This window comes from Pseudarthrobacter sp. lyk4-40-TYG-27, assembly GCF_030209295.1.
Lineage (GTDB): Bacteria > Actinomycetota > Actinomycetes > Actinomycetales > Micrococcaceae > Arthrobacter.
Map to the genome: position 1 here is coordinate 45,426 of NZ_JARVSH010000003.1, position 20,344 is coordinate 65,769.

Genomic DNA, 20,344 nt, shown 5'->3' on the forward strand with positions numbered 1-20,344 from the left:
GGCGTTGGCCGGAAGCAGGAAGCGGGGGAACCATGGCAAGGAAATCGCTGGTCGGCATCGTGGCCGATGAGCTGCTGGACCGCATCATCGAAGGCGAGTTTCCGCCCGGCGCCACGGTTCCGGGAGAGCTGGAACTCAGCGCCCGCCATGAAGTCAGCCGCATGACGGTCCGTGAGGCGATGAAGACGCTCCAGGCCCAGCAGATCCTCAGCGTCGAACGAGGGCGGGGGACGTTCGTCAACCCCCTGAGCCGGTGGACATCGCTGGAAGCGGTGCTGCGGGCGGCATCGGAGGGCAAGAACGACGCCGACGCCTCCATCCAGCTCATCGAGCTCCGCCGGATGCTGGAAACAGGAGCCTGCGAACTTGCCGCCGGACGCATCTCGGAGGAGGACATTGCCTCCTTGTTCGCCTACGTCTCGGCCATGAAGGCCGCCAACAGCATCAACGACGTCGCAGCGTTCGTAGAGGCCGATCTCGGCTTCCACGAAGTCATCCTGCGCGCCTCGGGGAACGTCTTCGTCTCCGTCCTGTTCGAGCCGCTGCACCGCGTCCTGGAAAAGCGCCGTGCCGAGACGTCGGCGGTACCGGCCATCCAGGAACACGCCATCGGACACCACCAGAACATCGCCGAGGCCCTTGAGTCCCGCGACCCGGCCCGCTCCCGCACCGCCATGGACGCCCACATGCAGCAGACCCTGGACGACCTGCGGAACCTGGTCCTGCCCGCCAAGTGAGCCCGCGGGCGGCCTGCATGAAGGGGGCCGGTCCTCTGGTCAACGCTCTCGCAGTGCCACTAGGCTTCAGGGACGGCCCGCAACCGGGAGCAACGATGATCACGAGGAGCGAAGTTGTCCAACCACACGTACAGCATTTCTGAAATTGTCGGCACCTCCACCGAAGGCGTGGACGACGCCGTCCGGAACGGGATCGCCAAAGCCTCCCAGACCCTCCGGAACCTCGACTGGTTCGAGGTGAAGGAGATCCGCGGCCACCTGGAGGAAGGCAAGGTCGCGGACTGGCAGGTGACCATCAAACTCGGCTTCCGGCTGGAAGATCACTGAGCACTCCAGCCTTAACGCCGGGAGGTCGTGAAGCGATGGCTTCACGACCTCCCGATTTAAGCTTGGTGCCCCGGGCTCGTGCCTTAGTTGGCTGTTCCCGGGCTGCGGCGCCGCCAGACCGTTGGAACGCCGTCGAACGCGGGGAAAACCTGGCCTTCGAAGAAGGACAGGACGGTGCGGGAATCGGAGTCCGGGCTCCACAGTCCGGAGGCCGGGCAGTGCGAACCTGTGGCTGTGGACGTGGCGCCGGCGGAAGCCTGGCGTTCCTTCAGCAGTGCGATGCGTTTCATCGTTGAGACCATCCTGGGGTGGTAAGAACCGGGCGGGGAAGCTTGTTCTTCAACCCTAGGAAACAGCCGGCCGAAGCCCAATGGGCGGCTGGCCAGAATCGGTGCCATTCGCTGGACGAATGTACAGTTACGGTACCGAGCCGCGGCGCTTAGTCCGCCGGCCCGCCGTCGGCCACCGTGGCTGCGTCCCGCAGCGCGCCTGCATCTCCCGCACCGGGAGCACTGGGGGCACCCAGGCTGCCAAGCAGGGCCAATGCGTCCGACGACGGCGAGCCCGGACGGGCGGAATACACCCGCAGCATCTGGTCGGGATCCTCCGGCAGGACCAGGTTCTCGAAGTTCAATTCCAGGTCGCCCACCGCCGGATGGTGCAGCCGGACAGTGCCCGCCGCCCTCGTGGCCACCCGGTGCCCGGCCCACCACTGGCGGAAATGCTCGCTGTTCACGGCCAACTCCCCCACCAGGTGGTTGGCCTGCGGATCGTTGGGATGCCGGCCCACGTCGAGCCGAAGGGATCCGGCGGCTTCGGCAGCCACCGTCTTCCAGTCCCTGAAAAGCTCCCGCGCCGCTGGATCAAGGATGGTCCAGCGGGTGAGGTTCCGCTCCGCCGCCGGCAGCGCCGGAAAATCGGCGAACAGCAGGAACGCCATCCGGTTGCCGGCCAGGACATCGCTGCGCCGGCCCAGCACCAGGGCGGGCACCTCCCCCACCGCGTCGAGGAGCTGGCGCAGCGCGGGCCGGACGCCCTGCGCTGCGGCCGTACCGGCCTCGCGCGGACCACCGGCACAGTTCTCCAGCAGGTCCAGCATGTGCGCGTGCTCGCTGCTGTCCAGCCGCAGCGCCCTCGCGACGGCGTCCAGGACGGTGCGTGAGGGGTGGATGTTGCGCCCCTGCTCCAGCCGGACGTAGTAGTCGGTACTGACCCCGGCCAGCCGCGCCACTTCCTCCCGCCGCAGCCCCGGAACCCTGCGGGCACCGGTGCTGGGACCCGTTCCGGCAACCTCCGGACTCAGCCGGGACCGCATGGCTTTGAGGAATTTTCCGAACTCGGCGCTTTGACCCATGCAGACCATTCTGCCCGGGAAGGGTGCCCCGCTCCACCCAAAAGGTAGGACTGGGAATCCTAGGAAAAACAGGAACAGCCTTCTCTGCTGACTTGTCGGGCAAAAGTGCATAGTCTCAGGAGTGAGCCAGCGGAAACCGCTTTCTTCGTCGAGCAGCCGGCACCGATCCACATCACCATCGTCCTAGGAGCACACCCATGTCAGAGCTGACACTCAACAACGGCGTCACCATCCCGCAACTTGGCTTCGGCGTTTTCCAGGTTCCGCCGGAAGACACCCAGCGCACCGTCGAGGACGCCCTCGAGGCCGGCTACCGCCACATCGATACCGCCGCCGCCTACCGCAACGAGGCCGGAGTGGGTGCGGCGCTTGCCGCCACCGGCATCGCCCGCGACGAGATCTTCGTAACCACCAAGCTGCGCAACGGCGAGCAGGGCCGCGCGCAGGAGGCGTTCCAAAACAGCCGCAAAGCACTGGGCCTGGACTTCATCGACCTCTACCTCATCCACTGGCCGGTGCCCTCACAGGGTTTGTTCGTCCAGGCGTGGAAGGAGATGGAGCGGTTGTACCAGAACAAGGAAATCCGCGCGATCGGGGTCTCGAACTTCTTGTCCGACCACCTGGACACCCTGCTTGAGTCCGCCGAAACCGTCCCCGCCGTCAACCAGATCGAACTGCACCCCAGCTACCAGCAGGCGGACCTCGCCGCAAAGTGCCGGGACCTGGGCATCGCCGTGGAGGCGTACAGCCCGCTGGGCCAGGGCGGGGACCTGAACGGAAACGCCGTCACCGCGATTGCCAGCGCCCACGAGGCCACCACCGCCCAAGTGGTACTCGCCTGGCACCTGGCCCAGGGAAACATCGCCATCCCCAAGTCGGCCAACCCCGGCCGGATCCGGGAAAACTTCGCGGCATCATCGCTCACGCTCTCCGCCGACGAACTGGCCGCCATCACGGCGCTTGAGTCCGGTGCCCGCATCGGGTCCGATCCCGCCGTCGCGGCCTTCACCCAGATGTAGGTTTCGACAAGCCCGACCACCTGGCCGACAAGCTCCACCACCGAAAGGAATTTCCGTGCAGTACACCCACCTGGGCCGCTCCGGCCTGAAAGTTTCCCGCCTCTGCCTTGGCACCATGAACTTCGGGCCGCAGACGGAGGAAGCGGACGCCCACAGCATCATGGACTCCGCCCACGCGTCCGGCATCAACTTCTTCGACACCGCCAACGTCTACGGCGGGGCAGACCACCGCGGCTGGACCGAGGAAATCATTGGGCGCTGGTTCGCCAAGGGCGGCGAACGCCGCGAGCACACCGTCCTGGCCACCAAGCTCTACGGCACCATGACGGACCGGCCCAACGAGTCCAAGCTCTCGGCACTGAACATCCGCAGGGCCCTGGATGCGAGCCTCAAGCGGCTGCAGACGGACTACATCGATGTGTACCAGTTCCACCACATCGACCGTGACACACCGTGGGACGAGATCTGGCAGGCCATCGAGGTGGCGGTGCAGCAGGGAAAGATCCTGTACTCCGGCAGCAGCAACTTTGCCGGCTGGCACATCGCCCAAGCCCAGGAAGCGGCGCGGCGCCGGAATTACACCGGGCTGGTCAGCGAACAGTCCATCTACAACCTGTTCATGCGGCAGGTGGAGCTGGAAGTCATCCCGGCGGCGCAGCAGTATGGCCTGGGCCTGATCCCCTGGTCACCGCTGCAGGGCGGCCTGCTGGGCGGCGTGCTGAAGAAGGAGCGGCAGGGCGTGCGGCGTACCGAAGGCCGCGCCGCCGAGACATTGAAGAAGCATGAAGACCAGATCCGCCAGTACGAGGACTTCGCCGACGAACTGGGGCACGAACCGGGCGACGTCGCACTGGCGTGGCTGCTGCACCAGCCCGCCGTGACCGCCCCGATCGTGGGCCCGCGCACGCAGGAACAACTGGATGCCGCCATCCGCGCCCTGGACGTCACACTCGACGCAGACGCGCTCAAGCGGCTTGACGACATCTTCCCCGGCCACCGCACGGCACCGGAAGACTACGCGTGGTAACTCCCCTGGCTGCCGGCACGGTGGCGCCACGGAACCTCCTCTTCATCGGCGGCACCGGGGTCATCAGCGCGGCGGCGGCAGAACACGCCGTCGCGCTCGGCCACCGGCTGACCATCCTGAACCGGGGCCAATCCACCAGGCCGGTTCCGGACGGTGCTGAAGTGCTGCACGCGGACGTCCGGGATGCGGCCGCGGTCCGTGAGGTGCTGGGCGGCAGGGAGTTCGACGCCGTGGCGGACTTCATCGCCTATACCCCGGACCAGGCGCAAACCAGCATGGATCTGTTCCGGGACCGGGCGGGCCAGTACGTCTTCATCAGCTCCGCCTCCGCCTACCAGAAGCCGCCCACCAGGCTGCCCATCCTGGAGTCCACGCCGTTGAAGAATCCCTTCTGGCAGTACTCCCGGGACAAGATCGCGTGCGAGGAACTGTTGTTCCGGGCCTACCGGGAAGATGATTTTCCGCTGACGGTGGTCCGGCCGTCGCACACCTACGACCGCACCAAAATCGCCATGGTGGGCGGCTGGACGGACATCCACCGGATGCGGAGCGGGCTTCCGGTCATGGTGCACGGCGATGGCACCTCACTCTGGACGCTGACGCACAGCAAAGACTTCGCGAAGGCGTTTGTTGGCCTGCTCGGAAGGCCCCAGGCGGTGGGTGAAAGCTACACCATCACCTCGGACGAATACCTGCCGTGGAACCAGATCTACCGGCTGTTCGCCCGGGCGGCCGGCGTCCGTGAACCCGAACTGGTGCACGTGGCATCCCAGACCATCGCCGCGCACGACCAGGAACTGGGTTCAAACCTGCTGGGCGACCGGTCCCACTCGGTGGTCTTCGACAACACCAAGATCAAATCCTTGGTCCCGGACTACACCGCCACCATCCCGTTTGCGGACGGAGCCCGGGAAATTGTCCAGTGGTACGACGCCCACCCGGAGCTGCAGCAGGTCAACGAGGCCTACATGCAGCTTTCGGACAAGCTCACCGGCTGGGCCCGGCAAGGCGCCTGATCCGTACCTGCCGGCGTGGCCGGCCTGCCGCACCATCCCGCGGCAGGCCGGCCACAGTGCCGCTGTGCTAGATTTCGGCGCATGACCCCACCCCCTCCCAGCCATCCTGCCGACGGGCCTGTCGCCGCCGCCATCGAACTCCTGGCAAAGCAGGGTTTCGATGCAACGTCTGTTGAGGAACTCGCGGAGGCCTCGGGCATGAGCCGCAGCACGTTCTTCCGGAGGTTCGGATCCAAGGAGGATGTGGTCTTCGCTGACCACGAGCGCATCCTGCAGCAGGTGAACACCCGGCTGGCGGACTCACGGCTGGAGCCACTGGCCGCCGTCGCGGACGCCGCGCTCCTGGTGTTCGACCACCACTTGCGGAACCGCGCAACGTCCCTGGCCCGGTACGGGCTCCTGCAGGCGGTGCCGGCCCTCCGGGACCGGGAACTGGTCACCTCCCACCGCTATGAACGGGCATTCCTGCGGTACCTCAACGACACCCTGCCCAGGGACGGCCGCCGCGAGTACGCGGCCGTTGCCTTCGCCGCAGCCGTGGTGGCCGTGCACAACGCCTTCCTGCGGCAGTGGCTTCGCGCGCCCTTCGCGGCCGGGGAATCCGGGCAGCCTGACAGGTCGGCAGCCCTCGCCCGTGAACTCGCGGCCCTGGCCGAAACGTTCCGGCCAACCCTCCTCGGTCCCGGCGCCCCTGTTGACGCCACGGAGCAAAGGGCGGCCACCGTCGTCGTCACCGTGCTCGCCGGCCCGGCAGACAAGGATGCCATCGCCCGGGCGGTCCGCGATGCGTTGCCCTGACGCCCAGCCGCATCTGGTACGGAGTTTCTTGACGTGGAACTGCGTTTCAGTGCATTCTTAGTCGGTGCGGCGTGAGCCACATCACCCGGGTGGCCCGCAGCCGCCGCTGAACCAGAGGATGCAGACATGACGACGACGTCGCCCAGCCCAGCACCCACCGTCACCGGCGGTGCGCCGGACTTCCCGGCCGGGACGGTGGAACCCGAGTACCTTCTCACCGAGGCCCTCGGCACCGATCCCGCCTCCGTCTTCGCCGGCATCAGCGCCGAGGACCGGAAGTACTGGGACCGCGCCCGCTGCTTCGTCCAGGAGGAAGTCCTCCCCGTCATTGACGGCTACTGGGAGCGCGGCGAGTACCCGCTCCACCTCCTCCACCGCCTCGGCGAACTGGACCTGCTCCGCGACGGCACCGCCGTGGACGGCTTCGAACCGATGAGCAGCATGGCCGCCGGACTGGTGAACATGGAAATCAGCCGCGGGGACGGATCCGTGGCCACCATGATCGCGGTCCAGGGCGGCCTCGCCCTGCGGTCCGTCGCCGAGTGCGGATCCGAGGCGCAGAAGGAACGCTGGCTGCCCGCGATCGCCCGCGGAACCGAGTACGCAGCCTTTGCCCTCACAGAGCCCACCCATGGATCCGACTCCGTAGCCCTGGAAACCACGGCAACCCGCACTGACGGCGGATTCCTGCTCAATGGCGAAAAGAAGTGGATCGGCAACGGCTCCATCGGCGGGGTCAGCGTTGTCTGGGCGCGCGGCGACGATGGCCAGGTGCACGGCTACCTGGTCCCCCAGGATTCCCCCGGCTACGCCGCCACCAGGATCGAGGGCAAGCTGGCCCTTCGCGCCATCTGGCAGGCCCACATCCGGCTGGAGAACGTCTTCGTCCCCGAAAGCAACGTCCTGCCGGGCGCACGCACGTTCAAGGACACCGCCCGCGTCCTGTTGGCGACCCGGCTCGGCGTGGCCTGGTCCGCCGTCGGGCATGCCACGGCCTGCTACGAGACAGCCGTCCAGTACGCCAAGCAGCGCAAGCAGTTCGGCCGGCCGCTGGCCGCGTCCCAGATCATCCAGGAGCGCCTGGCGCGGATGCTCAGCGAACTGGCCACCATGCAGCTCATGGTGGTGCAGATGACCCGGCTCGACGAAGCCGGAACGCTGACCCCGGAGCAGGCCTCGCTGGTCAAGTACACCTGCACCCGGACGGCCCGCGGGATCGCCTCCAATGCCCGCGACATGTTGGGCGGCAACGGCATCCTGCTGGCCAACCGGGTGGCCCGGCACCTGGCCGATATCGAAGCGATCCATACCTACGAAGGCACCGAAACCGTGCAGGCCCTGATCATCGGCCGCGGCATCACGGGTGTCTCCGCCTTCGCCTGACCCTTACCGGCTGACTTTGGCCGCCCCATCGTCCCGAAAGGACTGTTCTTGAACCAGAACGCCAACATCCCCGTCATCCTCGGCGGCGCCCGGACACCTTTTGGCAGGTTCCGCGGCGGCCTCACCCCCTTCTCCTCGAGCGAGCTGGGCGCCCACGCGATCCGGGCGGCGCTGGAACGGACGGGCGTGGCCCCGAAACTCATCGGAGCCGTCATCGTGGGGCAGGTCATCCAGGCCGGGGCCGGCCAGGGCCCGGCGCGGCAGGCCAGCCTGGCCGCCGGCATCGGCTGGGACGTTCCCACCATCACCATCAACAAGCTCTGCCTGTCCGGCCTGACGGCAGTCATTGATGCCGCCCGGATGATCCGCACCGGCGAAGCCGACTTCATTGTCGCCGCCGGCCAGGAGTCCATGACCAATGCGCCGCACCTGGTCCCCGGGCTGCGCGCCGGCGTCGTCATCGGCGATGCCCCCATGCTGGACTCCCTGAACCATGACGGGCTCCAGGATCCGGTGAGCGGCAAACTGATGGGCGAGGCAACTGACGCCGGAAATGTTGAGCGCGGGATCACCCGTGCCGAGCAGGACGCCGTGGCCGCCCGCTCGCACCAGCGTGCCGAAGCGGCGCGCGCTTCCGGTGCCCTGGCAGAGGAAATCGCGCCGATCCAGGTACCGCAGCGCAAGGGCCCCGCCGTGACCCTTGAGCACGACGAGGGCATCCGGCCGGACACCACGGCCGAATCGCTGGCGCAGCTCCGGCCTGCCTTCTCAAAGGATGCCGCAGCCACCATCACCGCCGGCTCGGCGTCGCCCCTGTCCGACGGCGCGGCGGCGCTGGTGATTGCCAGCAAGGCCGCCGCCATCGCCGCGGGGCTGGAATGGATCGCCGAGATCGGCGCACACGGCCAGACTGCAGGCCCGGACGGATCGCTGCACTCCCAGCCCGCCCGGGCCATCGAGCGTGCCCTCAAGGTCGAGGGCCTCAGCACGCAGGACCTCGACCTGGTGGAAATCAACGAGGCCTTCGCCTCGGTCCTGATCCAGTCCGCGAACGATCTTGGCATCGACGCCGAAACGGTCAACGCCGAGGGCGGGGCGATTGCCCTGGGCCACCCCGTCGGCGCCTCGGGCGCCCGCCTGGTGCTGCACCAGGCATTGGCGCTGAAACGGCGTGGCGGCGGCACCGGCGTCGTAGCCCTCTGCGGGGGCGGCGGCCAAGGCGACGCCCTCATCCTCAAAGCCTGACCCTCCCACCAGCGAGTCCCTCCCACCAAGGAAGCAGGCCATGACCAACACCAGCACCGCCGACGGTTTTGCCACCATCTCCGTCGCCGCCATCCTGGCCGAATCGGCACACCGGACCCCGGACAGCATTGCCCTCGTCGTCGGTGAGGACCAGGTCCGCTACCGGGACCTGTGGAGCCAGACCCGCGCCTACGCCGGAGCGTTGCGGGCCCGCGGCATAGGTACGGGAGACGCCGTCGCCGTCCTGATTCCCAACGTTCCGGACTTCGCGCGGGTTTACTACGCCATCCTGTCCCTGGGCGCCATCGTGGTCCCCGTGCACGCCTTGCTCAAGGCCCGTGAGATCGAATATGTCCTGCAGGACAGCGGGGCCGGGCTGCTGATCTGCGCTGCCCCGCTCCTGGCCGAGGGTGCGGCGGGTGCTGCCGCCAGCGGAGTGGACGTTGTGACGGTGTTGGCACCGGACGACGACGGGTTCCCCCGGCTGGAGACGGAGGCCGCCGCCGCCGACCCCATCCGGACCTATGAACCCTGCCGCCCCTCGGACACGGCCACCATCCTTTACACCTCGGGCACCACGGGCAAACCGAAAGGGGCGCTGGGCACGCACTTCGCCCTGGTGGAACAGACCAGCGTCCTGCTCACCAGCGTGATGGACTTCCGGCCCGGCGACGTCCTGTTCGGTGGACTGCCCCTGTTCCACACCTTTGGCCAGACCGTTGTCCTCAACACGGGACTCCGCGCCGGCGCCACGATCGTCCTGATGCCGCGATTCACCGGCGCAGACGCCCTGCAGCTGCTGGTAAAGCACGACGTGAACATCTTCCTCGGCGTGCCCACCATGTACGTGGCTCTCCTGGAAGCCGCCAAGTCAGCGCCTGAACGGCCGGCGGCCTTGCGGTACGGCATCTCCGGCGGGGCCTCCCTTCCGCTGGCCGTGATGGACCGGTTCCGCGACGTCTTTGGGGTGGAAATCCATGAAGGCTACGGCCTCACCGAGACCTCCCCAGTGGCCGCCTTCAACCACGTGGGCACCCCTCCCCGGCCGGGAACCATCGGGGTCCCGATCTGGGGCGTGGACATCGAGATCGCCCGTCCCGAGACGGTGGAAAGCATCGAACTGCTGCCCAACGGGGAACTGGGCGAGCTCGTGATCCGCGGACACCTGCTGATGAAGGGCTACCTCAACCGCCCGGAGGCAACGGCAGAAGCCGTGGTGGACGGCTGGTTCCGCAGCGGCGACCTTGGGACAAAGGACGACGACGGCTACCTCACCATCGTGGACCGCAAGAAGGACATGATCATCCGCAACGGATACAACGTCTATCCCCGGGAGGTGGAGGAAGTCCTGCTGACCCACCCGGCCGTGGTCAGCGCCGCCGTTTACGGAATTCCGGACGAGATGCATGGGCAGGAGATCGCGGCCGCAATCGTACTGGACCCGGGAGCCGCCGTCACCGAATCCGAGCTGGTCGAGTTCGCCAGCACCCGGCTGGCGGCCTATAAGTACCCGCGGGTGGTCAGGATCCTCTCCGAACTGCCCCTCGGACCAAGTGGAAAGATCCTCAAGCGGAAACTGGCCGGGGACGCCGGCTAAGCCCGCGGGACCGGCACACCGGAGGACAAACCCCAAAGCTTCCCCCGAAACCTCATGGACGAAGGCACCGCCGCGGCCGATTCAGGGCAGACTGATGCCATGACACTTGCACCGCTCATCCCCCTCAATGACGGCAACAGCATTCCCCAAATGGGCCTTGGCACCTGGCCGCTGGACGACGACCAGGTGGCTGCCGCCGTCGTACATGCCGTGGAAGCCGGGTACCGGCACATCGATACCGCCGTGAAGTACGGCAACGAACGCGGCGTGGGCAACGGCATCCGGGCGAGCGGACTGGACCGCAGCGAGCTCTTCATCACCACCAAGCTCGACGGTGAGTTCCAGGGCCACGACCGCGCCGTCTCAGGGCTGGAAGACTCGCTGAAACGCCTGGGCCTGGAGTACGTTGACCTTCTGCTGATCCATTGGCCCCTCCCGGGCAGGGACCAATATATTTCCACCTGGCAGACGTTCGAGCGGCTGCAGGCGGAGGGGAAGGCCAGGTCCATTGGGGTGTCCAACTTCAAGCCGTCGCACCTGGAGCGCCTGATGGCGGAGACGGACGTGGTGCCCGCGGTCAACCAGGTCCAGCTCAGCCCCGCAATTACCCGGACCGCTGAGCGCGAATTCCATGCCAGGCATGGGATCGTCACGGAATCCTACAGCCCATTGGGCGGATCCGGAGCCGGTTTGCTGGGTGCCCCCATTCTGGCGCAACTGGCGGAAAAACACGGGAAAACACCTGGCCAGCTGGTCCTGCGATGGCACATACAAAACGGATTGGTAACGATTCCCAAGACCTCTTCCGCGGAGCGGATGCGGGAGAATCTGGACGTGTTCGATTTCGCCCTGGATCCGCAGGATCTAGCGGAACTTTCGGTATTGGACGAGGGTCCCGGCGCCGGCAACGATTCCGACAAAACCGGGCATTAAGAACAGCCTGGACAGCACTTTTCCACAAAACAGGTTGGCAAATAGATAGTAAGCATGATTACTATTGAGCCAGAAGGATGAAGTGCCTCCGGGACCCGGAGGCCTCCTCTACCTAGGAAGAGAGCAACAAATGGGATTTATTGCATTTCTGATTCTCGGACTTATCGCTGGTGCGATCGCTAAGGCGATCCTCCCGGGCAGGCAGGGTGGCGGCTGGGTCGTCACGCTGATCCTGGGCGTTGTTGGCGCGCTCCTCGGCGGCTGGCTGGGCGGAATGATCTTCGGCAGTGGACTGCAGGAGTTCTTCTCCATCCAGACGTGGCTGCTGGCGATCGTCGGCTCGCTGATCGTCCTTGCCATCTACGGCATGGTCACTCGGCGCAGCGCCCGCTAACAGCTCGGGCAAGCCAGGAAGCCGGCTTGGGGACACCCTCCCCAGGCCGGCTTTCATTTTCTCCGGCAACGGGTGCCCCCGCGTATGCCGGAACTGACAACCCTCTCGCAGAGCAGGAGTTCATCATGAAAAACAAGCTTCTTTTGGGTGTGGGCGTGGCTGTCGGCTACGTTCTCGGCTCACGGTCCGGCCGTGCAGCGTATGACAAGCTGAAGGCTCGCGCGGCCGGCCTGTGGGACAGCAAGCCGGTTCAGGACAAGGTGGCAGCAGCCACGGAGGCCGTCAAGGAAAAGGCCCCTGAAGTGGCCGACCAGCTCGGCGAAGCCGCCCGCAGGGCAGGCACTGTGGTTGGCTCGGCACTGCACCGCGAGGGTGCCTCCGACGGGAGCCGGACCTCCGCCACCGTTACCGGCACCCCACCGGCTGAGAGTGCGGCGGGGCTGGGCGAGGACCACATTCCCGCCCACAGCACCCACCCGGAGACCACCAACCTTGGCACCTCGGACGCGACCGCAGGAAAGGCCTGACTCCAGGTCTATTTGTTTGCATTTAGCGCTGCGGCCGTGTGACAAGCACAGCCGGCCAGTGTTGTGCTACAACTGAATCGCCTTGCTGGCCGTCGCGATCCTTGGGGGACGCGGCGGCCGGCATCGTCTTAAGGGCGGCGGGGTCACTTCCTTAGGCAAAATTCCTGCCCCGCGACAGCACTTAGCCCCGGCTGGTCCCGGGCAGGGCGCGCCCCGCCACCACCGTCGCGTCCAAGTCCTCCGAGCGGACCGTCTGCGTCCGGAACCCGGCCGCAGCCAGGATTGCAGATGTGCCGGCCGCCTGGCGTTCACTGGTTTCGATCAGCAAGTGTCCCCCGGGCGCGAGCCACTCGATGGAGCCGGCGGCAACGCGGCGGTGGAAGTCCAGCCCGTCCTCGCCGCCGTCCAGTGAAGCCACCGGCTCGTAGAGCCGGGCTTCGGGCGGCATGGTCCTGATGGCCCCGGTGGGCACATAGGGCGCGTTGACGGCCAACAGCCTGACCCGGCCGTGCAGCGAGGAAGGGAGTGCCTCGAACAGATCGCCCCGATGGACGCGGCCGCCCAGCGGCCCGATGTTTCGCATCGCACACCGTGCGGCTGTGGCGTCGATGTCGGCCGCGTGCAGCTCCACACCGGGCAGCGCGTAGAGGATGGCAGCCCCCACGGCGCCGGACCCGCAGCACAGGTCGACGACCACCTGAGCTACCGCCAGGGAAGAGCCGGACAAGAGGGCCACAGCATGGTTGACCAGCAGTTCAGTACGGCGACGCGGTACGAAAACCCCGGGCTCGACAACAATGCGGCGGCCCGCGAACTCCGCCCAGCCCAGCACGTACTCCAGCGGCACCCCTTCAACGCGCCGCTGCACATTCAGCGCGAGCTCCGCAGGCCCGGACGCGTCCGACAGCAGCAGCCGGGCCTCCTCCTCGGCGAAAACGCAGCCGGCGGAACGCAGGAGGGTGGCGATGTGGTCGAAGGCCCGGGTGGGGTGGCTGTCAACGGCGCTTGATTCAGGATCTGGCATATCGACGCCTCTCATGTGAATCAGCGGGAACACTCACCGACACCGTCCGCCACCAGTCTGGACCGGCATGCGGTGGACAACGAAAACTGCAGAAGACGGCATCGTCGCCTGCTGCAACAGCCGGACTTCCCCATGCTAACGGCCAGCCCGATGCAGGGAAATGGGGCCAAGTGTTGAAAGGATGGAACCATGACCACCGGCACAGCCAGCAGCGCTCTTTGGATCGGCAGCTACACCGACGACGCAGGCGGCCGTGCCAGCGGCATCGGCGCGGTGGGCACGCGCCAGGACGGAAGCCTTGAATGGCTGGGCACGGCGGTCGAGGCCCCGTCGCCGTCGTTCGTGGCCGTCCACCCAACTCAGCCGGTGGTGTACGCGGCCGCCGAGCACCGCCAGGAAGTGCGGGCCTACCGCCGCCGGGGCAATTTCGGTTTGGAGCCGCACGGACAGCCCCAACCGGCCGGCGAGGCCACGTGCCATGTCGCCGTGGATCCGGCCGGGCGGTTCCTCACTGCGGCGTGCTGGGGTGACGGTCAGGTCCTCCTCTACGAATTGGATAACGACGGCGCCATCACCGGGCGGTTCCCCGGCGCACCATCGGTGGATCCCTACGCCGGCACGGCCCCCGGCAGCCCCAGGCAAAGCCGCGCCCACGCCGGCCTGGTGCTGCAGGACGGCCGCATCATGACCACCGACCTGGGCCATGACGTGCTCCGTATCTGGAACTATGTGCCGGGAACCGGGCTGGTTCCCGACCATCATGTGGTCCTCCCCCGCGGCAGCGGTCCCCGGCACATGGTCCAGCACCATACCGGCGCCGTTTTCATCGTGTCCGAATACTCCGTGGAGGTCTTCGTGGTCCGCGCGGCGGCCGGCACCTACGAACTGATATTCAGCGGACCGGCCACGGCAAGCGGTGGCAAGGACAGCGATTCCGCGGCCGAGATCTGCCTCGGCCCCCAGGGCAGGTTCGCCTATGCCGGTGTCCGCGGCTCGAACATCATCAGCGTCCTGGCCGTCACAGAAGGCGGCACGGAACTCATCCCCGTCAAAGACGTCCCCAGTGGCGGTGACTGGCCCCGGCACCACCTGGTCCGGGGAAACCGGCTGCACGTAGCCCACGAACGGTCGGACAACATCGCCACATTTGACCTGGACCCCGCCAGCGGCATCCCCGGCCCGGTCCTGCACCGCCTTTCCACCCCGTCACCCACCGCCCTCATAAACGCCGGTTAACAGCAAGGCACCAGGGAACGCCAGCTTCCCCAAACGCTGGAGTAATCCGGTGCAAGCGCTTACAGTTGTGACTTGGTTCACAAGGACAGCAAGCTGCCCTTTCGAGCTCTCCTGCCGCATCCCCATGTCAACGGCACGCCTGTACAGCAGCGCTGCTTCCCAGGAAGGTCTCACCCTTGTTATTCCGCACCCCCCATGGCGCGCCCCCACGCGCCCACCTGCCGGGCACACCGGCAGCATCCCAGCACGTCACTGCGTCCCGGCGGAACAAACAGTCCCGCCGCGCCGCATCCCGGCCAACTTCCGCAATCCACCTCACCGCTGCCCGGTCCGCCGCCGCATTGCTGGCAACGGCACTCGCCGCAGGCATCGCGGTCCTTCCGGCCCAGGCGGCGCCCGGCATCAAGGATTCCGGACCCAAGAACCCGGACTCCGCTCCGGCACTGCATTCGCTGCGCGGCCCCGTGACCGACGAAAACTTCTACTTTGTCATGGCGGACCGGTTCAACAACGGCAGCACCGCCAACGACCAGGGCGGCCTGGGCCCGGATCCCATGGTGTCCGGCTTCGACCCCACCAAGAAGGGTTTCTACAACGGCGGCGACCTGGCCGGCCTGCGAAACAAGATCGATTACATCCAGGGCTTGGGCACCACCTCCATCTGGTTGACGCCCAGCTTCAAGAACAAGGCAGTCCAGCCGGAGGACAAGTCGGCCGGGTATCACGGTTACTGGGTCACCGACTTCACCCAGATCGATCCGCACCTGGGCACCAACGATGAACTCAAGGCGCTCATCGACGAGGCACACGCCCGCGGCATGAAGGTCTACTTCGACATCATCACCAACCACACGGCGGACGTCATCGGCTACGAAGAGGGCGACCGCAAAGGCTACGTATCCAAGGACGCCGCACCGTACAAAACTGCCTCGGGCCAACCGTTTGATGACCGGGATTACGCCGGCACCGGGACCTTCCCGCAGCTGGATGCCGGGACATCGTTCCCCTACAAGCCGGTCCTGGCGCCCGGCGAAGAAAACCTCAAAGTACCGGCCTGGTTGAACGATCCCACGCTGTACCACAACCGGGGCGACACCACCTTCACCGGCGAGGACTCCATGTACGGCGACTTCTTCGGCCTCGATGACCTCTTCACCGAAAACCCCACGGTGGTGCACGGCATGGAAGACATCTACACATCGTGGATCGGCAATTTTGGCGTGGACGGCTTCCGGATCGACACCATGAAGCACGTGAACAACGAGTTCTGGCAGGAATTCGGCCCCAAGGTCCTTAGCTACGCCAAGGAACACGGCAAGGCCGAATTCTTCATGTTCGGCGAGGTGTTCGATACCAGCAAGAGCTTCACCTCCCAATTCACCACCCGCAACAAAATGCAGGCAGTCCTGGATTTCCCGTTCCAGGATGCCGCCCGCAACTTCGCGTCCAAGAGCCAGGACGCCAAAGGACTCCAGGCCTTTTTCGCCGGCGATGACTGGTACACCGACGCCGATTCCAACGTCTACGAACTGCCCACCTTTCTCGGAAACCACGACATGGGCCGCATCGGCAGCTTCATCAGCCAGGACAACCCCGCCGCAGGCGACGCCGAGAAGGTGGCACGGGACGAACTGGCCCACGAGCTGATGTACTTCTCGCGCGGCAACCCGGTGGTGTACTACGGCGACGAACAGGGCTTCACCGGACCGGGCGGTGACCAGGATGCCCGGCAAACGCTCTTCGCCAGCAAAGTTCCGGACTACCTCGACGACGACCTGCTGGGCACGGACGCCACCCACGCCACCGACAACTTCAACCCAAGCCACCCGCTGTACGCCAAGATCCGGGAGCTTGCTGCCCTCACCAAGGAGCACCCGGCGCTGCGGAACGGCGCACACCAAAACCGTTACGCCTCCGACGGCCCGGGCATCTACGCCTTCTCCCGCACGGACGCCCAGGACCAGCGCGAATACGTGGTGGCACTGAACAACAGCGCCCAGGCCCGGACGGCGGACGTTCCCACCTACATCGCCAAGCGCAGCTACACGCGCGTTTACGGCGAAGGCGCCAATGAAGCCAAAACCTCTGACGACGCCAAACTGACGGTGACCGTCCCGCCGCTTTCCGCCGTCGTCTACGAATCCTCAGGCCGCATTCCGCACTCAAAGGCCGCTCCCGCCGTCGCCCTCCAACAGCCGGCAGCAGCCACGAGTGAAAACGGGCGCATCCAGGTGACGGCCGACGTCGACGGCAGGTCGTTCTACGAGGTCACCTTCGAGGCCAGGACGGCGGGCGGCAGCTGGGAGCCGATCGGGACGGACGACACCGCCCCGTACCAGGTGTTCCACGACGTTGCGGCCTTGGATGCCGGGACACCGCTGGAATACCGCGCCACCGTGCTGGACAACGGCGGCCACACAGCCACCAGCCAAAGCCGCTCCACCAACGTTCCCGCGCCCCTGCTGACCCTCCAGAAGCCTGCCGAAGGCAGCAGCGTCGAGGGCAAAGTGGAGCTGAGCGCCACGGCTGACCCGGAGAAGGCAAGCCATGTGGTGTCCTTCGAGCGCAGCGTCAATGGCGGGGATTGGACGTCGGTGGGCACCGACTCGTCCTCGCCCGTGTACTCGGCCACTGATGACGTCTCCGGACTGGCGGACGGTACCAAGGTCCAATACCGGGCGGCGATGATCGGCGCCGGCTTCAACGTCACCAGCGGCACCAGGACTGTCTTGGTGGGCCAGGCCCCGCAGCCCGACTCGGTCACGGTGGCCGGATCACTGAACCTGGCCATGGGTTGCACCGCGCAGTGGGATCCGGCCTGCCCGCAGGCAAAGATGGTCCTGGACCCGGCGGACCGGATCTGGCGGCTGACCGTGGACCTGCCGGCCGGGAAGTACGAATACAAGGCAGCGCTCAACGGCGGCTGGGACGAAAACTACGGCGCAGACGGCCAGCTCAACGGGCAGAACATCGTGCTGGACCACCCCGGCGGCCCGGTCACGTTCCGCTATGACAACAGCACCCACCTGCTCAGCGCCGTCTTCGCGTCGCAGCAGCCGGCCGCCGTGGCAGCCGCTGGAAGCATGGACAGCGAGCTGGGCTGTGCCTCGGACTGGGAGCCGTCCTGTGCCCAGGCGCAGCTGGTACTGGACCCGGCCGACCTCCTCTGGAAGCTGTCCATCCCGGACCTCCCGGCGGGAAGCTACGAGTTCAAGGCCGCCCTCAACAAGTCATGGGACGTCAGCTACGGAGCGGGCGGGGCAACGCCTGGCGCCAACATCGTGTTTAAGCACGACGGCGGCCCGGTCACCTTCCGCTACGACCACTTCACCCATGTGATGACCGCCGGCTAGCGTTCGCCGGCAACACACCGAAGGGCCCCGCCGCTTCCCGGGCAGTTCACCCAGCGGCGGGGCCCTTCGTCAATGAACACCAGTCAGGATCCGTGCAGGGCCCCCTCCACCACCGCGAGCAGCGAGTTGAACCTCTTGTTGGCCGGAAGGTCGTCCAGGAACACCGGTTTGCCGTCGGGGCCGCCCAAAGGCACCTGCCAGTTGGGGTACAGCGCTTCGGTGGTCCCGGGCTGGTTCTGGACCCGCCGCTCCCCCACCGCATCCACCAGGGCCACGCCGAGCAGCACCGAAGGCGCCTGGGCCAGCAGCAGGTGCAGCGCCTCGATGGTGTTCGCCTCGGCACCGGGTTCGCCCGGTCCGGTGGTGTTCGCCTCGGTGAGATAACCGCGTTCGCGCAGCAGGGCGAACATCTTTTCCAGCGACGCATTGTGCTCGGCCCGCTCGTCCTCCTCGGAGCGCTCCAGCAGGCCAAGACGGCTCCGCAACGCCACATGGTCACCCGCGAGGTAGCCGGCGGTGGGCGGGAGGTCGTGCGTGTTGACGCTGGCGAGTGCCTGCGTCCGGTACTTTTCGGGCGCCAGCGGGGAGTCGCCGTCGTACTCGAACCACAGGATGGACGTGCCCAGGATGCCGCGGGCAGCGAGGTAGTCACGCACCCACGGTTCAAAGGTTCCCAGGTCCTCCCCGATCACCACGGCACCGGCGCGGTGCGCTTCGAGGGCGAGGATGCCGATCAGGGCCTCATGGTCATACCGGACGTAGGCGCCGTCCCCCGGCGCGTTGCCGGCAGGGATCCACCACAACCGGAACAGGCCCAGGATGTGGTCAACGCGGATACCGCCGGCGTGCCTCAGCACGGTGGCGAGCATGTTGCGGAACGGCTCGTAGCCGGTTTCTGCAAGCCGGGTGGGGTGCCATGGCGGCTGGCCCCAATCCTGGCCCTGCTGGTTGTACATGTCCGGCGGCGCGCCCACGCTGGTGGCCGGCGCCAGCACGCCGCGCAGCGTCCACGCGTCGGCACTGCTGTGGTCAACCCCTACGGCGAGGTCGTGCACCACTCCCAGCCGCATTCCGGAGCGCAAGGCTGCCTGCTGCGCTTCTTCCAACTGTTCGTCGCAGATCCACTGAAGCCAGCGGTGGAAACCGATCCGGTCCGCCAATTTCTCCCGCAGTGCCTCCGCCTCGCGGGTTCCGATGGCGCAGGCCGGGTCTGTCCAGAGCGGATCGTCCGGCGCGAGGTCCTCCCTGATGGCGGACCAGAGGGCAAAGTCGTCCAGGCCGCTGCCGGAGATACGGCAGAACTCGTCGAACGCCGCCTGCCGGGCCGGCGAGCGCCGGGTGTGGTACAGCATTTCCAGCGCCTGCAGCTTCGCCGCGTAGACGGCATCGCGGTGCAGCCGGGCCCCGTCCCTGTTCAGCCCGGCGACTTCCTCGTGCAGCTTTTCCAGCGCCGCCCGTTTCCGCGGCCGCAAGTAGGCAAGCTCGGGGACCGCCTCAATACGGATGTAGAGCGGGTTGAAGAACCGCCGCGTGGACGGGGAATAGGGCGAGGGCTGGATGGGTGGCACCGGTTCCGCCGCATGCAGGGGATTGACCAGCACATAATCGGCGCCGCGCCCGCCACTGATCGCCGCCAGGTCCGCCAGGTCCGCGAAATCGCCGATGCCCCACGAGCGCTTGGACCGGACCGAATACAACTGCGTGGCCAGGCCCCAGCCGCGCCGCTCCATCAGGGGCGCCGCCGTGTCCAGGCGCCCCGGCGTCACCACCAGCGTGGCAGTGGCCGTGGCGCCCTCGGAGTCGGCGTGCAGGGTATGCCAGCCCAGCGGGAGATCCGGCGGCAGGGAAAAGGTGGCGCGTCCGGTGGGGATGCCGTCGACGTCCCGGGGCTGGACCCAGACGTCCTCCTGGGCCGCCTCGAGTGAGCCTGCGCCGCCTTCGAGGGCGACCGTCAGCCGGGCCGTTGCGCCGTCCCGGACATGGACCGGAACCTGGGCGGGCTCACCCTGCTTGATGACGACGGCGGGCGGCAGCATCCGCCGCCATGGCGCCAGTTCCGCTTCCGCCAGGGCAGCTTCGATGTGCTGGTTCGTATGGGCCTGCACACCCAGGGCGGCGAGCACCTTGATCAGCGTTGGCGCGGCCACGGAGTGCGGGAGCCCGTCCCAGCCTTGGAAGGACGTGCCCACGCCGTGCGCATCCGCCAACTGCTGGAGCAGGTGCGGATCCACCGGCGCCTGGGCGGCGGGAGGGTCTGCGGGCATGTTTGGCCGTGGTGCGTGCTGCTGGTCTGAAGCCGTCATGGGTGTCCGCCTCGTCTGTGATGGTCCCGAACTTACAGTGCTGCCTGTTGCCCCGGGAGCTGACACCCCAG

Annotated in this window: 18 protein-coding genes; 14 read left to right on the forward strand and 4 right to left on the reverse strand. The window is 67.0% G+C overall.

Features of this window, described 5'->3' with window-relative positions; genetic code table 11:
• Window positions 1-32: 32 nt before the first annotated feature.
• Together QRM96_RS04665 and QRM96_RS04670 are read left to right on the forward strand one after the other, a co-directional pair.
• Window positions 33-737, forward strand: coding sequence for a FadR/GntR family transcriptional regulator (locus QRM96_RS04665; RefSeq protein ID WP_285318598.1), 705 nt, complete (start codon window positions 33-35; stop codon window positions 735-737).
• 114 nt (window positions 738-851) lie between these two features.
• Window positions 852-1,064 carry a dodecin gene (locus tag QRM96_RS04670; protein ID WP_018763734.1) on the forward strand — a complete coding sequence of 71 codons (213 nt, stop codon included), beginning with the start codon at window positions 852-854 and terminating at the stop codon, window positions 1,062-1,064.
• A gap of 83 nt (window positions 1,065-1,147) precedes the next feature.
• Here the strand turns inward: QRM96_RS04670 and QRM96_RS04675 are convergent, their stop codons facing one another.
• Both QRM96_RS04675 and QRM96_RS04680 read right to left on the reverse strand, forming a co-directional pair.
• The gene (locus QRM96_RS04675; RefSeq protein WP_018763735.1) at window positions 1,148-1,354 is read right to left on the reverse strand and encodes a hypothetical protein; all 207 of its coding nucleotides are present in this window, start codon (window positions 1,352-1,354) and stop codon (window positions 1,148-1,150) included.
• Window positions 1,355-1,503: 149 nt separating this feature from the next.
• Window positions 1,504-2,418 (reverse strand): helix-turn-helix domain-containing protein, encoded by a 915-nt coding sequence (locus QRM96_RS04680; protein ID WP_109863642.1) that lies wholly within the window; start codon window positions 2,416-2,418, stop codon window positions 1,504-1,506.
• A 197-nt stretch (window positions 2,419-2,615) separates the two neighbouring features.
• On the opposite strand from QRM96_RS04680, the gene QRM96_RS04685 reads away from it, so the two are divergent.
• The 10 genes from QRM96_RS04685 (at window position 2,616) to QRM96_RS04730 (ending at window position 12,357) form a co-directional block, all read left to right on the forward strand.
• Window positions 2,616-3,437: an aldo/keto reductase gene (locus QRM96_RS04685; RefSeq protein WP_285318600.1), complete on the forward strand. Its 822-nt coding sequence runs from the start codon at window positions 2,616-2,618 to the stop codon at window positions 3,435-3,437.
• 55 nt (window positions 3,438-3,492) lie between these two features.
• Window positions 3,493-4,464 (forward strand): aldo/keto reductase, encoded by a 972-nt coding sequence (locus QRM96_RS04690; RefSeq protein ID WP_018763738.1) that lies wholly within the window; start codon window positions 3,493-3,495, stop codon window positions 4,462-4,464.
• Window positions 4,458-5,480 carry an NAD-dependent epimerase/dehydratase family protein gene (locus QRM96_RS04695; RefSeq protein ID WP_285318602.1) on the forward strand — a complete coding sequence of 341 codons (1,023 nt, stop codon included), beginning with the start codon at window positions 4,458-4,460 and terminating at the stop codon, window positions 5,478-5,480. The genes QRM96_RS04690 and QRM96_RS04695 overlap by 7 nt, the downstream gene beginning before the upstream one ends.
• Before the next feature lie 81 nt (window positions 5,481-5,561).
• The gene (locus QRM96_RS04700; RefSeq protein ID WP_018763740.1) at window positions 5,562-6,278 is read left to right on the forward strand and encodes a TetR/AcrR family transcriptional regulator; all 717 of its coding nucleotides are present in this window, start codon (window positions 5,562-5,564) and stop codon (window positions 6,276-6,278) included.
• A 126-nt stretch (window positions 6,279-6,404) separates the two neighbouring features.
• The gene (locus QRM96_RS04705; RefSeq protein ID WP_018763741.1) at window positions 6,405-7,661 is read left to right on the forward strand and encodes an acyl-CoA dehydrogenase family protein; all 1,257 of its coding nucleotides are present in this window, start codon (window positions 6,405-6,407) and stop codon (window positions 7,659-7,661) included.
• Window positions 7,662-7,709: 48 nt separating this feature from the next.
• Entirely contained in the window at window positions 7,710-8,906 is a 1,197-nt protein-coding gene (locus QRM96_RS04710; protein ID WP_285318605.1) for an acetyl-CoA C-acetyltransferase, read from the forward strand.
• Window positions 8,907-8,946: 40 nt separating this feature from the next.
• Window positions 8,947-10,503 (forward strand): long-chain-fatty-acid--CoA ligase, encoded by a 1,557-nt coding sequence (locus QRM96_RS04715; RefSeq protein ID WP_285318607.1) that lies wholly within the window; start codon window positions 8,947-8,949, stop codon window positions 10,501-10,503.
• A gap of 99 nt (window positions 10,504-10,602) precedes the next feature.
• On the forward strand, window positions 10,603-11,436 hold the full coding sequence (locus tag QRM96_RS04720; RefSeq protein WP_285318608.1) for an aldo/keto reductase: 834 nt from the start codon (window positions 10,603-10,605) through the stop codon (window positions 11,434-11,436).
• 130 nt (window positions 11,437-11,566) lie between these two features.
• Window positions 11,567-11,830 (forward strand): GlsB/YeaQ/YmgE family stress response membrane protein, encoded by a 264-nt coding sequence (locus QRM96_RS04725; protein ID WP_018763745.1) that lies wholly within the window; start codon window positions 11,567-11,569, stop codon window positions 11,828-11,830.
• A gap of 125 nt (window positions 11,831-11,955) precedes the next feature.
• Complete coding sequence (locus tag QRM96_RS04730) at window positions 11,956-12,357, forward strand: hypothetical protein (RefSeq protein WP_109863649.1); 402 nt, start codon at window positions 11,956-11,958, stop codon at window positions 12,355-12,357.
• Window positions 12,358-12,538: 181 nt separating this feature from the next.
• Here QRM96_RS04730 and QRM96_RS04735 read toward each other — a convergent pair whose 3' ends face one another.
• Window positions 12,539-13,381 (reverse strand): putative protein N(5)-glutamine methyltransferase, encoded by an 843-nt coding sequence (locus QRM96_RS04735; RefSeq protein WP_285318609.1) that lies wholly within the window; start codon window positions 13,379-13,381, stop codon window positions 12,539-12,541.
• Between the two features lie 189 nt (window positions 13,382-13,570).
• Between QRM96_RS04735 and QRM96_RS04740 the strand changes: the two genes are divergently transcribed.
• Both QRM96_RS04740 and QRM96_RS04745 read left to right on the forward strand, forming a co-directional pair.
• Window positions 13,571-14,617, forward strand: coding sequence for a lactonase family protein (locus QRM96_RS04740; protein ID WP_285318610.1), 1,047 nt, complete (start codon window positions 13,571-13,573; stop codon window positions 14,615-14,617).
• A gap of 176 nt (window positions 14,618-14,793) precedes the next feature.
• Window positions 14,794-17,970, forward strand: a complete 3,177-nt coding sequence (locus QRM96_RS04745) for an alpha-amylase family glycosyl hydrolase (RefSeq protein WP_285318611.1) — start codon at window positions 14,794-14,796, stop codon at window positions 17,968-17,970.
• An 83-nt stretch (window positions 17,971-18,053) separates the two neighbouring features.
• Here QRM96_RS04745 and malQ read toward each other — a convergent pair whose 3' ends face one another.
• The gene (gene malQ / locus QRM96_RS04750; protein WP_285318613.1) at window positions 18,054-20,273 is read right to left on the reverse strand and encodes a 4-alpha-glucanotransferase; all 2,220 of its coding nucleotides are present in this window, start codon (window positions 20,271-20,273) and stop codon (window positions 18,054-18,056) included.
• Window positions 20,274-20,344 lie beyond the last annotated feature (71 nt).

Excerpts from the sequence above, each read along its gene's own strand:
- QRM96_RS04730 (WP_109863649.1), top strand. The coding sequence starts at position 11,956 with ATGAAAAACAAGCTTCTTTTGGGTGTGGGCGTGGCTGTCGGCTACGTT.
- QRM96_RS04740 (WP_285318610.1), top strand. The coding sequence starts at position 13,571 with ATGACCACCGGCACAGCCAGCAGCGCTCTTTGGATCGGCAGCTACACC.
- QRM96_RS04685 (WP_285318600.1), top strand. The coding sequence starts at position 2,616 with ATGTCAGAGCTGACACTCAACAACGGCGTCACCATCCCGCAACTTGGC.
- QRM96_RS04680 (WP_109863642.1), bottom strand. The coding sequence starts at position 2,418 with ATGGGTCAAAGCGCCGAGTTCGGAAAATTCCTCAAAGCCATGCGGTCC.
- QRM96_RS04735 (WP_285318609.1), bottom strand. The coding sequence starts at position 13,381 with ATGCCAGATCCTGAATCAAGCGCCGTTGACAGCCACCCCACCCGGGCC.
- QRM96_RS04720 (WP_285318608.1), top strand. The coding sequence starts at position 10,603 with ATGACACTTGCACCGCTCATCCCCCTCAATGACGGCAACAGCATTCCC.
- QRM96_RS04715 (WP_285318607.1), top strand. The coding sequence starts at position 8,947 with ATGACCAACACCAGCACCGCCGACGGTTTTGCCACCATCTCCGTCGCC.
- QRM96_RS04665 (WP_285318598.1), top strand. The coding sequence starts at position 33 with ATGGCAAGGAAATCGCTGGTCGGCATCGTGGCCGATGAGCTGCTGGAC.
- QRM96_RS04725 (WP_018763745.1), top strand. The coding sequence starts at position 11,567 with ATGGGATTTATTGCATTTCTGATTCTCGGACTTATCGCTGGTGCGATC.
- QRM96_RS04675 (WP_018763735.1), bottom strand. The coding sequence starts at position 1,354 with ATGAAACGCATCGCACTGCTGAAGGAACGCCAGGCTTCCGCCGGCGCC.
- QRM96_RS04700 (WP_018763740.1), top strand. The coding sequence starts at position 5,562 with ATGACCCCACCCCCTCCCAGCCATCCTGCCGACGGGCCTGTCGCCGCC.
- malQ (WP_285318613.1), bottom strand. The coding sequence starts at position 20,273 with ATGACGGCTTCAGACCAGCAGCACGCACCACGGCCAAACATGCCCGCA.
- QRM96_RS04705 (WP_018763741.1), top strand. The coding sequence starts at position 6,405 with ATGACGACGACGTCGCCCAGCCCAGCACCCACCGTCACCGGCGGTGCG.